The 14,532-nt window shown below is 54.0% G+C and carries 14 protein-coding genes and 1 riboswitch; of the genes, 7 read left to right on the top strand and 7 right to left on the bottom strand.

The features are described from left to right. Positions 1–189 precede the first annotated feature (189 nt). Positions 190–534, top strand: a complete 345-nt coding sequence (locus AC0TNJ_RS20995) for a hypothetical protein (protein ID WP_122001899.1) — start codon at positions 190–192, stop codon at positions 532–534. A 69-nt stretch (positions 535–603) separates the two neighbouring features. Here the strand turns inward: AC0TNJ_RS20995 and AC0TNJ_RS20990 are convergent, their stop codons facing one another. Continuing rightward, positions 604–948, bottom strand: a complete 345-nt coding sequence (locus AC0TNJ_RS20990) for a protein tyrosine phosphatase family protein (RefSeq protein ID WP_473768476.1) — start codon at positions 946–948, stop codon at positions 604–606. Positions 949–1,061: 113 nt separating this feature from the next. Between AC0TNJ_RS20990 and fdhD the strand changes: the two genes are divergently transcribed. Then, positions 1,062–1,883 carry a formate dehydrogenase accessory sulfurtransferase FdhD gene (fdhD, locus tag AC0TNJ_RS20985; RefSeq protein WP_473772427.1) on the top strand — a complete coding sequence of 274 codons (822 nt, stop codon included), beginning with the start codon at positions 1,062–1,064 and terminating at the stop codon, positions 1,881–1,883. A 19-nt stretch (positions 1,884–1,902) separates the two neighbouring features. Here the strand turns inward: fdhD and AC0TNJ_RS20980 are convergent, their stop codons facing one another. Beyond that, entirely contained in the window at positions 1,903–2,379 is a 477-nt protein-coding gene (locus tag AC0TNJ_RS20980) for a 6,7-dimethyl-8-ribityllumazine synthase (protein ID WP_473772304.1), read from the bottom strand. 76 nt (positions 2,380–2,455) lie between these two features. Further along, positions 2,456–2,616, bottom strand: a riboswitch (FMN riboswitch). Positions 2,617–3,196: 580 nt separating this feature from the next. Here AC0TNJ_RS20980 and AC0TNJ_RS20975 point away from each other — a divergent pair. The 5 genes from AC0TNJ_RS20975 (at position 3,197) to AC0TNJ_RS20955 (ending at position 9,564) form a co-directional block, all read left to right on the top strand. After that, positions 3,197–4,462, top strand: coding sequence for an ABC transporter substrate-binding protein (locus AC0TNJ_RS20975; RefSeq protein ID WP_122001895.1), 1,266 nt, complete (start codon positions 3,197–3,199; stop codon positions 4,460–4,462). A gap of 283 nt (positions 4,463–4,745) precedes the next feature. Beyond that, a complete protein-coding gene (locus AC0TNJ_RS20970; RefSeq protein WP_473768478.1) occupies positions 4,746–5,627 on the top strand; it encodes a carbohydrate ABC transporter permease in 882 nt (293 codons plus the stop codon). Further along, positions 5,624–6,505 carry a carbohydrate ABC transporter permease gene (locus tag AC0TNJ_RS20965; protein WP_473772303.1) on the top strand — a complete coding sequence of 294 codons (882 nt, stop codon included), beginning with the start codon at positions 5,624–5,626 and terminating at the stop codon, positions 6,503–6,505. Before AC0TNJ_RS20970 ends, AC0TNJ_RS20965 begins: the two co-directional genes overlap by 4 nt. 6 nt (positions 6,506–6,511) lie before the next feature. Continuing rightward, positions 6,512–7,627 carry an ABC transporter ATP-binding protein gene (locus AC0TNJ_RS20960; protein ID WP_473772302.1) on the top strand — a complete coding sequence of 372 codons (1,116 nt, stop codon included), beginning with the start codon at positions 6,512–6,514 and terminating at the stop codon, positions 7,625–7,627. A gap of 500 nt (positions 7,628–8,127) precedes the next feature. Next, a complete protein-coding gene (locus AC0TNJ_RS20955) occupies positions 8,128–9,564 on the top strand; it encodes a DHA2 family efflux MFS transporter permease subunit (protein ID WP_473772301.1) in 1,437 nt (478 codons plus the stop codon). Positions 9,565–9,566: 2 nt separating this feature from the next. On the opposite strand, the gene AC0TNJ_RS20950 is transcribed toward AC0TNJ_RS20955, so the two are convergent. The 5 genes from AC0TNJ_RS20950 to AC0TNJ_RS20930 all read right to left on the bottom strand — a co-directional run bounded on the left by AC0TNJ_RS20950 (position 9,567) and on the right by AC0TNJ_RS20930 (position 14,442). Beyond that, a complete protein-coding gene (locus tag AC0TNJ_RS20950; RefSeq protein ID WP_473772300.1) occupies positions 9,567–10,289 on the bottom strand; it encodes an RlmE family RNA methyltransferase in 723 nt (240 codons plus the stop codon). A gap of 2 nt (positions 10,290–10,291) precedes the next feature. Then, entirely contained in the window at positions 10,292–11,833 is a 1,542-nt protein-coding gene (locus AC0TNJ_RS20945; RefSeq protein ID WP_473772299.1) for a Ppx/GppA phosphatase family protein, read from the bottom strand. Between the two features lie 220 nt (positions 11,834–12,053). Next, entirely contained in the window at positions 12,054–12,815 is a 762-nt protein-coding gene (locus AC0TNJ_RS20940; RefSeq protein WP_473772298.1) for an amino acid ABC transporter ATP-binding protein, read from the bottom strand. After that, positions 12,812–13,492, bottom strand: a complete 681-nt coding sequence (locus AC0TNJ_RS20935; protein ID WP_122001888.1) for an amino acid ABC transporter permease — start codon at positions 13,490–13,492, stop codon at positions 12,812–12,814. Before AC0TNJ_RS20935 ends, AC0TNJ_RS20940 begins: the two co-directional genes overlap by 4 nt. Before the next feature lie 176 nt (positions 13,493–13,668). After that, positions 13,669–14,442 (bottom strand): amino acid ABC transporter substrate-binding protein, encoded by a 774-nt coding sequence (locus AC0TNJ_RS20930; RefSeq protein ID WP_122001887.1) that lies wholly within the window; start codon positions 14,440–14,442, stop codon positions 13,669–13,671. Between the last annotated feature and the right edge of the window lie 90 nt (positions 14,443–14,532).

The raw sequence follows: 14,532 nt of genomic DNA, 5'->3' as shown, positions 1-14,532 counted from the left end.
TTTTCAACACGATATTTCGCGTGATCGCAATAATAAGTGAATTTATCCGAAGGAGCTTTCCGTGCTTGTAACACGTTGCGGCCACAAAGCGAAAGCTGAATAGGACGAACAGTAACAGTACTCGGATCGCAAGATAAATCCGTAACGGGTTTCTTCGTACGAATGTTGGTTAAGTGGATGATGGAAACGATGCTTACTTCGCAACAATGGCTTCCGGTCGAGTTGCTCAATATCGGCCTGGCCGCGGCTCTTTTTTTCGCCTGCCTTGTTCACTCGTTGTGGAAAGCCGTCTTTGACGAACTCAATCCGGTGTTCTGGCGTCGCACGGCTGCTCTGCTCTGGGCGGGTATTTTTATCGTGGCGCTCAGCGGCGGGATCGAAAGCTTTAACTGGCCACAGGCCATTGGCTGGCTGCTCGTTCTTGGCGGTGTTGTCGCGACGGTGGCGCGCACCGGCATGAGCTATTATCGTCAATATTGCGCCCACACATCGCGCGCCGTTCATTCGGGCCGCGCCCGGCTTTCAGGACGATGATTGCCATGTTTGCAAAGACTGTAGAAATGCCTTTGCGGCTTCACCGTCCTCATAGCCTGCGCTCGTTCTTTATCCGCGCCTTTGCTGCTGTACGATCCCGTAAATATTCGTAGAGCGTGCACCCGATCGGCAGTAGCCAAGAATTGGTCCTTCGGCTTCATCCAGTGCTGCTGCCATCGCATCTACATCTTCCTGCGTCAGCTGTCCGCCGATAACCGGGATATAGTAGGTTGCCAAGCCAGCCTTTTCTGCAACGCGTGCAATCTCGGCGAACTCGGGCTGATCTGGCCCGCCTTCGTGATCGGGCCGATTGCAGATGATTGTGCGAAAGCCCTCCGCCGCAATGTCGCGCACGTCGTCAGGTTCGATCTGGCCTGAAACCGAGTAATTGTCGTCTATCTGCCGAATATCCATCTCTTCCTCGCTTGCCCCGAACCGTGGGGCTTGTTTGGTGGCACCTTACATAAAAGCTGATTTCGTGCCACATGAAACTGTTGGGTTCATGACGCGTGACGGACGAGAATGAGATGATGATCCAGACGACAAGCCGAAAGGTGCCGTATCTCGCGCATCGCGCGTCAGGCTTCAATGAAAGCATGCGCACAGTGCCGGAAGAAGTGCCGGTGGCTATAAGTTACAATGGCTCGACACAGGCCGTTATGATGGCGACGCCGGACGATCTTGAAGATTTTGCCATCGGTTTTACTCTGACTGAAAATATCGTTGATCATATTTCCGAGATCGAAGCGGTTGAGGCTGTTGCCTTTGAAAAGGGCATAGACATACAGATCAGACTGGCCGAACCACAGGAGCAGCGGCTTGCTGCAAGGCGCAGGTTTATGGCGGGACCCGTAGGTTGTGGGTTGTGCGGCATAGATTCGATCGAACATGCGTTGCGACCGCTAAACGTTTTGAAAAATGCGGAAAGGCGGTTCACGGCAGGAGAAGTGCGAGCGGCTGTAGCGTCGCTCGCGGAAGAGCAGCGACTGAATGCAGAAACCAGAGCCGTCCATGCGGCTGGATTCTATACACCGGAAAACGGACTCGTCGCGGTCCGCGAAGACGTCGGACGTCATAATGCGCTCGACAAACTTGTTGGCGCAGTTTCCCGCACGAATGTTACACCGGCGATAGGAATTGTAGCCATTACAAGCCGTGTATCGGTGGAGATGGTGCAAAAGGCTGTGCTATTCGGCGTGCCGGTTCTGGCCGCCATTTCGGCACCGACCGCACTGGCCATTCGGACGGCGGAGGACGCTGGCCTGACGCTTATTGCGTTGGTTCGAGGCGATGATTTCGATATTTATACCCATCCGCATTCTATCGTGAAGCCTGACCGGCCTTTTTAGGTGCCGGTCAGGCCAGCACTTATACGAGCGCGTTAATGCGGCTGCGTTCGCCGACAATCTGCAAAGCGGCATGGGCTGCTTCCACGCCTTTCACCTTGAAATGTGCATGGAAGAAATCACGATGCTCTTTGCTTTCATGGAAATGATGCGGTGTCAGGACAACGCTGAGAATTGGAACTTCGGTCTCAAGACCAACCTGCATCATGCCGTTGATAACCGCAGTGGCGACAAAATCGTGCCGGTATATACCACCATCCACGACGAAGGCCGCACCGACTATCGCAGCGTATTGCCCGGTTTTTGCCAAGGTTTTGGCGTGGAGCGGAATTTCATAGGCTCCGGGAACATCGAAGATTTCGACTTCTACGTTGGCGCCGGCCTTTGCGGACAGTTCTTCGATAAAGCTCTTGCGGGCTTCATCGACAATATCGGCGTGCCAACGAGCCTGAACGAATGCAATTTTGAAGGAAGTCTTGTTCGGATAGCTCTGGTTCATAGGTTCCTCACGAAACTAGAATCAGGGCGCACAAAAGAACGCTAGACGGCACCGAAATGGCACAATCCTGGCGATCAATTGCTCTCTTCCATCCGGACTTTAACCGTCGGCTCCGGCATTTCACCGGATCTGCTGACCCTGAATTGAAGCCGAATCGACCCCTATCAGGCGCTCGCGGGCTCAAAGCTTGTGCTTCATACCGCCGGTGGGGAGTTTCACCCCGCCCCGAGAACAAACCCGCACACTATTATGCGAGCGGCGCGAACTTATGCCCTTGTCGATGGCTTGTCCAGTAGGAGAGGAGGGAATTTCTACGACCGCTGCCACCTTTGAAGTTCACTGCATCAGAAGCATGTAGATTGCCGTCTTTCAAAGGGTAACCCATTCTTTTCCAACGGTTTTTGAGGCTGTTGGCTCTACTTGCAGTTTTAATCGATTGGGCTTCTCCCGTTTTGTCGGATAGGAACTATTGACAGGCTGGGAGGGTTGAGGCCTATCCTACGTGCCATACCTTGTCTGGAAGATATTTCGCATTCATAAAAGACAACGTTGTCAATTGGGGCGAGGCGGCGTAAGAGTGAGGTGGAGGATTTCAGGAAAAACGCCGTCAAAGGATGGTCGGGGCGCAGGTGAAAGCGGGAGCTTTCGCATCATATTGCGGCAGTGACTAACAGAAAGAGGCTGTGTGGTGCAGTCGGTTTCTGGTCCGCACCGAGGAGGTGCGGATAGGAATGACGAAGCGGATTATTGCGCATAAGCAGAGGCTTGGCCGAGTATCCGATAGTTTTAGTTTCGTTTGTTTCTACGGGAGGTAGACATGCATAAACTTTTGAAGCTTGCTGCGATGGGTACGGCCGCCTGTGCCTTGCTCGCCGGAATGGCGCCTGTTGCCAATGCACAGGACAAGCAGAATGTTGAAGTTCTGCACTGGTGGACGGCCGGCGGTGAAGCTGCCGCACTTGATGTTCTCAAGAAGGACCTTGAAAAAAAGGGCATCAGCTGGACTGATATGCCGGTTGCCGGCGGCGGCGGTACAGAAGCCATGACGGTATTGCGCGCGCGCGTTACGGCGGGCAATGCGCCGACGGCAGTGCAGATGCTCGGCTTCGACATTCGTGACTGGGCAGAGCAGGGGGCTCTTGGCAACCTCGATGAGATCGCTACCAAGGAAGGTTGGGAAAAGGTTATCCCGGCCCCCTTGCAGGAATTTGCCAAGTATGACGGTCACTGGATCGCGGCTCCCGTCAATGTTCACTCCACAAACTGGATGTGGATCAATAAGGCAGCGCTCGAGAAGGCTGGCGGTAAGGAGCCAACCAATTGGGACGAATTGATCGCTTTGCTCGACAAGTTCAAGGAACAGGGGATCACTCCGGTCGCTCATGGCGGGCAGCCATGGCAGGACGCCACGATCTTTGACGCCGTCGTGCTCTCCTTCGGCACTGATTTTTACAAGAAGGCCTTTGTCGACCTTGATCCCGATACGCTCGGCAGTGATACGATGAAGCAGGCTTTCGATCGTATGACGAAGCTGCGCTCCTATGTTGATGACAATTTCTCCGGTCGGGATTGGAATCTTGCTTCGGCGATGGTTATCGAAGGCAAGGCCGGTCTCCAGTTTATGGGCGACTGGGCCAAGGGCGAGTTCATCAAGGCTGGCAAGAAGCCGGGTGAAGACTTTGTCTGCATGCGCTACCCGGGTACGCAGGGCGCAATCACATTCAATTCCGATATGTTTGCTATGTTCAAGGTCTCGGAAGACAAGGTTCCGGCTCAGCTTGAAATGGCATCGGCGATTGAGAGCCCGGCTTTCCAGTCGGCATTCAATGTGGTGAAGGGATCGGCTCCAGCGCGTACCGATGTGCCCGATACGGACTTTGATGCTTGTGGCAAGAAAGCTATCGCTGACGAAAAGGAAGCGAGTGAAAAGGGCACGATGCTGGGCTCCATGGCACATGGCTATGCCAACCCGGCAGCAGTCAAGAACGCTATCTATGATGTCGTAACCCGTCAGTTCAACGGTCAGCTTTCTTCGGAAGATGCGGTCAAGGAACTGGTATCGGCTGTCGAAGCTGCGAAATAACCGCAGAGAGGCGTCCAGGAAACCTTCTGGACGCCTCGTATCTCAAGCACTTCGGATATTGGCCACATATTTGAAGGTGACGACGATTGCAGCCAGAAATCAAAACAACAATTGCATGATGAAACTCTGCATGTTTCCATCGGAAATTGCAGCGGATTGAACTTCTTGGGTGCATTCGGCCCATATCTGGCTGAGGCGCCAGAATGCCCATCAAACTGATGTCCGGAGCCGCGTCTTATATTGGGACGTAGAGCCCCAACTGCGCAAACAGGGTGACGCAAATATGCAGCGTAACAGCCGATTACAGGAACTGGTGCCAAAGCTGGTGCTGGGTCCGAGCTTTCTCATAGTGCTGGTGTTCGTCTACGGTTTCATCATCTATACCGGCGTTCTCTCGCTCACTAACAGCCGAATGCTGCCATCCTATGGCTTTGTCGGACTCGCGAATTACACCAAACTCTGGGCCTTGCCCCATTGGTGGCGGGCAATCACCAATCTGGCAATCTTTGCGTCGCTTTATATCATTATCTGCTCGGTTATCGGACTTTCTCTTGCGATCCTACTTGATCAGAAAATCCGCGGCGAAGGTGTTCTGCGTCCAATTTATCTCTATCCAATGGCATTGTCTTTCATCGTGACCGGAACGGCATGGAAGTGGTTTCTCGATCCCGGCATTGGTCTGGAAAACACAATGCATCTATGGGGTTGGGAGAGTTTCTCGTTCAACTGGATCAAGAGCAATACGATGGCAATCTACTGTCTGGTGATCGCCGCGGTGTGGCAATCATCCGGGTTCGTGATGGCGATGTTTCTGGCAGGATTGCGCGGTGTCGACAACGAGATCATCAAGGCGGCCCAAATTGACGGCGCTTCAACGGGCACCATCTATCGCCGCATCATCATTCCGTTGATGCGCCCGGTTTTCCTGTCGGCGTTCGTGGTTCTCGCTCATCTGGCGATCAAGGCCTATGATCTGGTGATCGCATTGACCGGTGGTGGACCGGGTCAGGCTACAGAATTGCCTGCGACGTTCATGTATTCCTATACATTCACCCGGAACCAGATGGGTATCGGTGCTTCATCGGCAATCATCATGCTGGTGATGATCTTCTCGATCATCATTCCCTATCTTTATTCGGAAATTCGCGGAGGGTCGCGGTCATGAGCGCCCAGTCGCAAGACAATGCCATCAGCAGCGGAAAGCTGACACGCGCGCTGATCTACACGGCACTGCTGATCTTTGCATTCTACTATCTGCTGCCGCTCTATGTGATGCTGGTCAACTCCTTCAAACCCCTTGATGAAATCCGTCAGGGCGGCATGTTGAATCTGCCGCAGCAATGGACCATCGAGCCATGGCTGTCCGCGTGGTCGACGGCGCAGATCGGCGTACAGCCAACCGGCCTGAAGCCGTTCTTCATCAACTCAATCCTGATGGTCGTTCCAGCCGTTGCGATCTCGACCATCGTCGGCGCTTTAAACGGTTATGTGCTGACGAAATGGCAGTTCCGCAGATCGAATATCTTTTTCGGCCTGTTGCTACTGTCGTGCTTCATTCCGTTCCAGATCGTGCTCATTCCGATGGCGCGCGTACTTGGTTTTCTGGGAATCGCAGGCACGATCTGGGGGCTGATCCTCGTGCATGTGGTCTATGGTATCGGTTTCACGACGCTTTATTTCCGCAACTATTACGAGGCTTTTCCGACGGAATTGGTTCGGGCAGCCCAGATCGATGGGGCGAGCTTCTTCCAGATATTCTGGCGAATTTTGCTGCCGTCGTCGGGGCCGATCATCGTGGTGTCTGTGATCTGGCAGTTTACCAATATCTGGAACGACTTTCTGTTCGGCGCTTCTTTCTCGGGTGCGAATTCAACACCGATGACGGTAGCGCTCAACAATCTCGTTTCCTCCTCCACCGGCGTCAAGGAGTACAATGTTCACTTCGCAGGTGCCATATTGGCGGCCCTGCCGACGCTGATCGTTTACATTGTTTCTGGCCGCTATTTTGTTCGTGGCCTGATGTCCGGTGCCGTTAAGGGATAAGTTGCAATGCCTTTTCTGAAAATTTCCGATCTCTATAAGTCCTACGGCAATGTTTCGGTTTTGAAGAATATCAATATCGAGATTGACGAGGGTGGTTTTCTTGTCCTCGTCGGTCCGTCCGGCTGTGGCAAGTCAACATTGCTGAATACTATCGCCGGGCTTGAACCAATCACGTCGGGCGATATCGCCATCAATGGCAAGTCGGTTTCCGGTTTGCATCCATCCCAGCGCGATATTGCAATGGTTTTTCAGTCCTATGCGCTTTATCCAAATATGACTGTTGCCGGAAACATCGCTTTCGGCATGGAAATTCGTAAAGTTCCAAAGGCTGAACGTGAAAAGGCTATTCAGGAAGTTGCCGATATTCTGCAGATCGGCCATCTGCTGGATCGCAAGCCGAGCCAGCTTTCCGGTGGTCAACGTCAGCGCGTGGCAATGGGGCGTGCTCTGGTGCGCAATCCTCAGGTCTTCCTGTTCGATGAGCCGCTTTCCAATCTTGATGCCAAATTACGCGTCGATATGCGCACCGAAATAAAGCGGCTGCACAGCCGGATGAAAACGACAATCGTTTACGTAACCCACGACCAGATCGAGGCGATGACGCTCGCGACCAAGATCGCTGTTCTCAAGGACGGTGTCTTGCAGCAGTTTGGCACGCCAGCAGAAATCTATAACAATCCGTCCAATATGTTCGTTGCAGATTTCATGGGATCTCCTGCCATGAACCTGTTGACGGCGCGAGTCGAAAAGAACGGTTCGAGCTATGCCATTAATCTCGTGCGCGGTGACGGCGAACCGCTCAAACTACCGTTGAAAGTCGCTCCTCAGGGACTCGGTGCATATGATGGCAAGGATATCGTGTTCGGCATTCGCCCCGAGGCGCTGACCGATCCAGATGGAGCCGATCGTAACGCCGATGCCGTGGTGGAAGGCGATTGCCTGATTGATGTTGTCGAGCCTGCCGGCTCGGACACGTTTGCGGTCACGCGACTGGGCGGCAAGCATGTCGTGGCGCGTCTGCGGGCCGACGCCCGCATCGCTGCCGGACAACCGGCGAGGCTTGCTTTCAACTTGGACAAGTCTGTTTTCTTTGACCCAGGCAGCCAAAGTCGAATTCTCTGACATCAAACGAGACTCCAAAAGGAAAAGAGCGCTTCCATTGAATTGGAAACGCTCTTTTTCATGCATGCCTGGAGGGCAAAAAACTTTTTCAGGGCGCGTTAACGCAGGAAGTCGAGTCCTAGCAGCCCTACTGCAAGTGCAGTGTTGAGTGAAATGATCATCATGCCATAGACAATGGCGGTTCTTGTAATATCGTTCATTTCCTACCTCCTTGAACCGGAGCGGTGCCCGCGCGGTTCGAAGTCTCGTGAAACTGTAACGAAATGTAACAAGCTGTTACGGGAAGCGCAACCCCGATTTACGCAAATGTGAACGAGTGAAATCTTGCGTGAGATATTTGGCCCATTTGCGCGAAAGCGGCCTGATCGAACTGAATCGGCGAGAAATCGCAGATTTTATGCATATTCACTGCAATGTGACGCCGTTTCGGCTAGCAATAATCAGCTTGGCGCTACATAGGATGGTCAGATCTTTCATATCCGTTGTATCGGAATATTATCGTGAATCGCATCATTCCGCTTGTATTGGCCATAGCCCTTTTCATGGAGCAGATGGATTCGAACGTCATCTCGACCTCGCTTCCCGCTATAGCCGCCGATATCGGCACAAGCCCCATTGCGCTCAAGTTGGCGCTGACGGCTTACCTTGTTGCTCTTGCGGTTTTTATTCCGGTCAGCGGCTGGATGGCGGATCGCTTCGGAGCCAAGAATGTCTTCCGCGCAGCAATAGCGGTATTCGTAGTGGGTTCTGTTGCCTGTGCTGCATCGAATTCATTGACTGCTTTCGTTGTTGCACGGTTTTTGCAGGGGATGGGCGGTGCGATGATGACGCCGGTCGGGCGTCTTGTGCTTATCCGTTCCACCCCACGCAGCGAGCTTGTATCAGCCATGGCCTGGCTTACGATCCCGGCAATGGTTGGGCCGTTGGTCGGGCCGCCTGTAGGCGGTTTCATAACCACCTTCCTTACCTGGCATTGGATTTTCCTGATTAACGTGCCGATTGGCGTCGTCGGCATCTGGTTCGCAACGCGCTTTCTGCCAGACACTGACGAGCGCATTGTGAAGCGCCTCGATTGGACGGGCTTCTTTCTTTCAGGTATTGCGATGTCAGGCGTCGTTTTCGGGCTGTCAGTCGTCAGCCTTCCGGCCTTGCCACCTGCGGTAGGATTCACAACCCTTGCTATCGGTATTGTCTGTACAGTCCTTTATCTTCAACATGCCAAGAGGGTCGATGATCCTCTGCTGAACCTGAAGCTTTTCGATAACCAGGTTTTCCGTTCTGCGGTTGTTGGTGGCAGCATTTTCCGGTTCGGGATCGGCGCTATTCCGTTTCTGCTGCCATTAATGTTTCAGCTTGGTTTCGGGCTCACGCCTTTTCAATCCGGTATGATGACTTTCGTTTCGGCGATTGGTGCAATCAGCATGAAGTTCGGTGCAAAGCGCATCTTTGTTCGCGTCGGCTTCCGGCGTGCGCTGATGGCAGGTTCGCTGATTTCGGCCTGCTTTATCGCCGTCAATGGCCTGTTCACGCCGACAACGCCATATTGGGTCATTATCGGCTTTCTGCTTGTGGGGGGCTTTGCGCGCTCATTGTTTTTCACCGGCGTCAACGCGTTGGCTTTTGCCGAAATCCCTGATGAAAAGACCAGTCAGGCAACGCCTATTACAGCCGTGGCCCAACAGGTTTCTATTGCTATTGGCGTCGCTCTGGCAGGCGGTATTTTGGAAATCAGCACGTCCCTACGCGAAGCCCACCTTGAATTGGTGGACTTCCACATCGGCTTTTATGTAGTTGCTGCTGTTTCGGCCATGGCCTTTTTTTGGTTTGCGCGGCTTGCGCCGGATGCGGGCAAGGAATTGGCGGCGCCAACCGTTGTCAAACACTCCAGCAAGGAGCGCGCGGCTGTGGACGCCGCAAACGCTTCCGCTGGAAAATAAGCTCAGCCTTTGAAATCTTGAGCGAGCAGGTAAAGCTCGACGGATTCGGCGCGGGACGCCGGAGGCTTTACGTGATGCACGGAGCGGAATTTCTGCTTTAGCAACGCCAGAAGTTCGTTTTCCGTGCCGCCCTGAAAAGTCTTGGTAAGAAAATGTCCGCCGGGCTTCAGAACCGAGATGGCAAAATCAGCAGCGACTTCGCAAAGATGCACGGTACGCAGGTGATCAGTCCTGCGGTGACCGGTGGTCGGCGCAGCCATGTCGGAAATGACGAGATCGGGCTTGTCGCCGAGCGCATCCATTAGTTTTTTTGGCGCTTCATCGTCGAGAAAGTCCATTTCCAGCAAGACAACGCCGGGCAGCGGATCGACGTGAAGATAGTCGATGCCGACGACGTGTGGGTTCTCATCCGTGGAACCGACGATTTTGGCCGCGATCTGCGACCAGCCGCCTGGCGCAGCACCAAGATCGATGATCTTCTGCCCTTTTTTGAGCAGGTTATAGCGATCATTGATTTCAATGAGCTTGTAGGCTGCGCGCGAGCGATAGCCATCCGCTTTTGATTTGTGCACATAGGGGTCGTTCAGGTGACGTTCCAGCCAGCGGCGCGACGATTCCTTGATTGTGCCGGCCTTTTTCTTCACGCGCACCTGCAGATTGCTGGAGCCAGCGCCACCGCGACCACCAGTCTTCACTCCGCCTTTGTTTCCGCCTGCCTTGCTCATTATCAGTGCCTGTTTCTAGCGCCTGTCGCGCGATTGTGTCGCCATGCGCCATCGCGCGACATCAGTTCGGTCAAAATGCCTTCACGCAGACCACGGTCGGCAACGAGTAGTTTTTCGCTTGGCCATACTTGGCGTATCGCGTCGAGAATAGCGCAGCCTGCCAATACCAGATCGGCACGATCCGCACCAATACATGGGTTGGCTACGCGAGCTTCAAAATCCCACGACAGAAGACGGTTAGTCATCTGGGTCACGTCTTCGGCACCCATCCACATACCATCGACCCGACGCCGGTCATATCGGTCAAGACCGAGATGAATTCCTGCCAGCGTGGTCACCGTGCCGGATGTTCCTAACAGGTGGAAGCGGGGGCTGGCGGTCAAATTCCCGAGGCACTGGCGTTCTGCAAATTGTGCAAGCAGTTCAGTCACATGCGATACCATGGACTGAAAACTTTCCTGTGTGACATTGCGCCCGCCAAACCGTTCCGCCAATGTCACGACACCGACTGGAAGGGACGTCCAGGCCATGATGTGTTCCGCAAGCCGAGGGGATCTACGGCGGGAAACATCAATCAGCGCGATTTCAGACGAGCCGCCGCCAATATCGAACAACACGACGGCGTCGGTCTCACGGGTAACGAGCGTGCCGCAGCCTGAGACAGCCAGCCTGGCCTCTGTCTGGCGATCCACAATTTCGAGTTCCAGTCCGGTTTCTGCACGAACCCGCGCCAGAAACTCCTCGCCATTGGAAGCTGAACGACAGGCCTCGGTCGCAATCAATCTCGATCGCCTGATTTTCTTGCCTGCCAGCTTGTCGCGGCAGATTTTCAACGCTTCGACGGCGCGGTTCATCGCATTGTCGCTGAGCCGGCCCGTAGTGCTTAATCCTTCGCCCAGTCGTACGATGCGCGAAAAGGCATCCACAACGCGGAATTGGCCCGGTCTGGTTGGCGAAGCCACCAACAGTCGGCAATTGTTGGTTCCTAGGTCCAAAGCCGCATAAAGCGGAGGATCAGCCTTTTCAGGATGCGAACCATTGGCAATCCGGAGAGTTTGGCTGTTGCCGCTCTTCCGTTTGCCCTGTGCCAAAGCATGCTGATGATCCGTGCGCACGGGATTATGCGGAGCCTTGACCGTTGCTTCGGCAATCAAAGGCTGCCCGCTTTGCTGCCGCGCCTGCTTTTTCTTGCGGGCACGCCGACGGCGATTCGAGATTTTACCGGATGGCCGTTGCTGGCTGTTATCTGCTTCAATCCTGGTTGGTTGTTGGGTAGCAGCTTCAACACCAGATACAGATTTACCACGCCGACGCCGACGCGCACGTTTGCGCTGGCTCTGCGGGCCTGCACTTTCGGCCTCGTCCTGTGATTTCGAGCGTCCTGAATCGGATGCACTACGGGCATTACCGATATCTGTAACGGCTTTTTTGCGCGGTCTGCGCTTACCGTTATCGGACGGACTCCGGGCCTGCGAATTGCCCGATTGTCCGCCGGACGCCCCTTGATGCACCATTTCCGCGGTGCGCTCGTCGGGGTTCTTCAAGGTTCTTGTCCTTATGGCGCCGCGCGAACCGATGAGGACGCAAGCAAGGCGCTTCAATTTCTACGTTGTGCATAATGTAACAGTGGTTTTCTGTTTTACCAAGGGGCAGGCTGTCGGGAGCCGCCGGAAATTTTGAACACACGTACGAAATTTGAGCCAACGGCGTGCCGAGGGCTTTCGCTGGTGGCGAAAGCCCTTACGGGATCTATATGTTTAAGGCTTATATGTCGTATGTATGAGCGGCGTTGATCGTCGCAACGAATTGTTTGGTGCGTTCGCGCGCAGGGCGCGAGAAAATCTCATTAGCAGCGCCTGTTTCCACGATATTGCCTGACTCGAGAAAGACCACATTCTTTGCAATCTTGGAGGCGAGCCGTAGATCATGTGTGGCAATCACCATGGTCGTGCCCTCTTTGGCCAGCTTGCTCAGAACATCAACCACTTCGGAGGCAAGCTCGGGATCAAGTGCTGAGGTAGGCTCGTCGCACAACAGGACGCGCGGTGATGGTGCTAGTGCACGTGCGATGGCGATGCGCTGTTGCTGCCCACCAGACAGTGTTGAGGGCCAGGCATCGGCCTTATGCGCCATCCCCACCTTTGTGAGCAGTTCCATCGCACGTTCTTTTGCCTTGTCCTTTGGCCAATTCAGGACCGTAACAAGACCTTCCATCACGTTCTGGATCGCCGTCTGGTGCGGGAAAAGCTGGAAGTTCTGAAATACCATGCCTGTCTGGCGGCGGATTGACTGGATTGCTTGCCAGCTCGGCTTGCGGCCGGGCTCGAAGCTGATGCTCTGCCCCCCTAGAACCAGAGTGCCCGACGTCGGAATCTCAAGCAGATTTATGCAGCGCAGCAATGTGCTCTTGCCGCCGCCGGACGGGCCTACCAGTGCCGTTACCGTACCCTCCGCAATCGCAACGCTGATATCGTTGAGAATAACTGCGTCATCAAAACGCTTTACGATGTGTTGCAGCTCAATCATGCGTTTGTCTCCAGCGTACCGCCATAGCGTCCGAAGCGCTTTTCAAGCCGCACTTGCAGCGCCGATAGAACGGAACTCATGACCAGATAAATCAGGGCCGCTTCGATATAGAGGATGAGAGGCTCATAAGTGGTTGCGACGATACGCTGTGCGGATTGGAAAAGCTCCGGCACGGTGATAGCCGCAGCAAGCGACGTGTCCTTCACCAGCGAAATGAAGGAATTGGAAAGTGGCGGCACGGCCGTCCGGGTCGCCTGTGGCAGAATGGTGCGCGCGAGAGCCTGTCTCCAACTCATGCCGATAGAGTATGCGGCTTCCCATTGGCCTTTGGGGACGGCGGATATCACAGCCCGGATGATTTCTGAGCTATAAGCACCGACACTGAGTGTGAAGCCAATCACCGCTGCGGGAAATGCATCAAGATAAATGCCTGCGCTCGGCAGTCCGTAAAAGATCACGAACAGCTGCACGAGCAAAGGTGTGCCGCGGAATATCCAGACATAGAAACGCGCGACAGACGAAAGCCAGAGCGGGGCGAACAGCCGCACGAGCGCAGTCAGGAGTCCCAATGTGAGGCCGAAAGTAAAGGACAAAAGGGTAAGCGGGATGGTGAAAATCAAGCCTGCCCACAAAAGAGTAGGCAGGGATTCCGCCATCAGTTGAAGCCAATCTGGCACTTTTTCGGCTCCTCAACAAAGCAAAAGATCAGACTGAAATGAACTTGCGCGGATGAACCTGCGCGGCGTTATCTTATACAGTCTGACATTCATGTCTTGGGAATAGTTTTTTATGATCACAATAAAACGAAGCCGGAACTGGTTTCCGGCTTCGCTGTGTGAGCCTGAGACGACGCTTACTTGGAAACGTCCTGACCGAAATACTTCTGGGCAATTTTGTCGTAGGTGCCATCGGCCTTGATCTCATCCAGAGCCTTGTTGATGGCTGCAACGAGATCATCGTCACCCTTGCGAACGATGATGCCTGAAGCGTCAGCGTTTTCCTTCTCCGCTACAATCTTTACCGGAGCCTTCGGCTGGTGCTTTTTGAAGTCGAGGAACGACAGGCTGTCGTTGAGCGTTGCGTCAGCGCGGCCAGTTAGAACGAGCTGGATCGACTGGTCAAAACCATCGGTAGCCACGAGTTCTGCGCCAGCTTCCTTGGCGAGCTTGCCATAATTGCTGGTGAGCGACTGTGCTGATTTCTTGCCCTTAAGGTCCGCAAAATCCTTGATCGTATCGTTCTTGTCGCCGACGATCAAAACGACCTTGGAAACAATATAGGGATTGGAGAAGTTGAATTTCTTCTTGCGTTCTTCGGTGATGCCGACCTGATTGATAACAGCATCATAACGGTTGACGTCGAGACCGGCGATCAGACCATCCCACTTGCCTTCGACGAATTCCGGCTTGACGCCGAGCTTGGCGGCGACAGCTTCACCGATTTCCACGTCGAAGCCGACGAGCTTGTTGTCCTTGTCGTGATAGGTGAAAGGCGCATATGTGCCTTCGGTACCAATCTTCAGAACGCCCGCCGACTTAATGGCGTCGAGATTTTCTCCAGCCATTGCGCCGGTGAAGAGAGCTGTCTGAATGAGGCCTGCGGTAGCGATGATCTGAGCGAATTTCATTTTCGGTATCCGTGAACTGGTTGATGTTCTATTGATCGCAGAAATTTAATTCTAAAGATGCGTTTAAAACGACCGTTCAGGCTCAATTAT

It is taken from the genome of Ochrobactrum sp. PL_is483, assembly GCF_055816855.1.
This window is presented reverse-complemented; position numbering and strand designations above follow the sequence as displayed.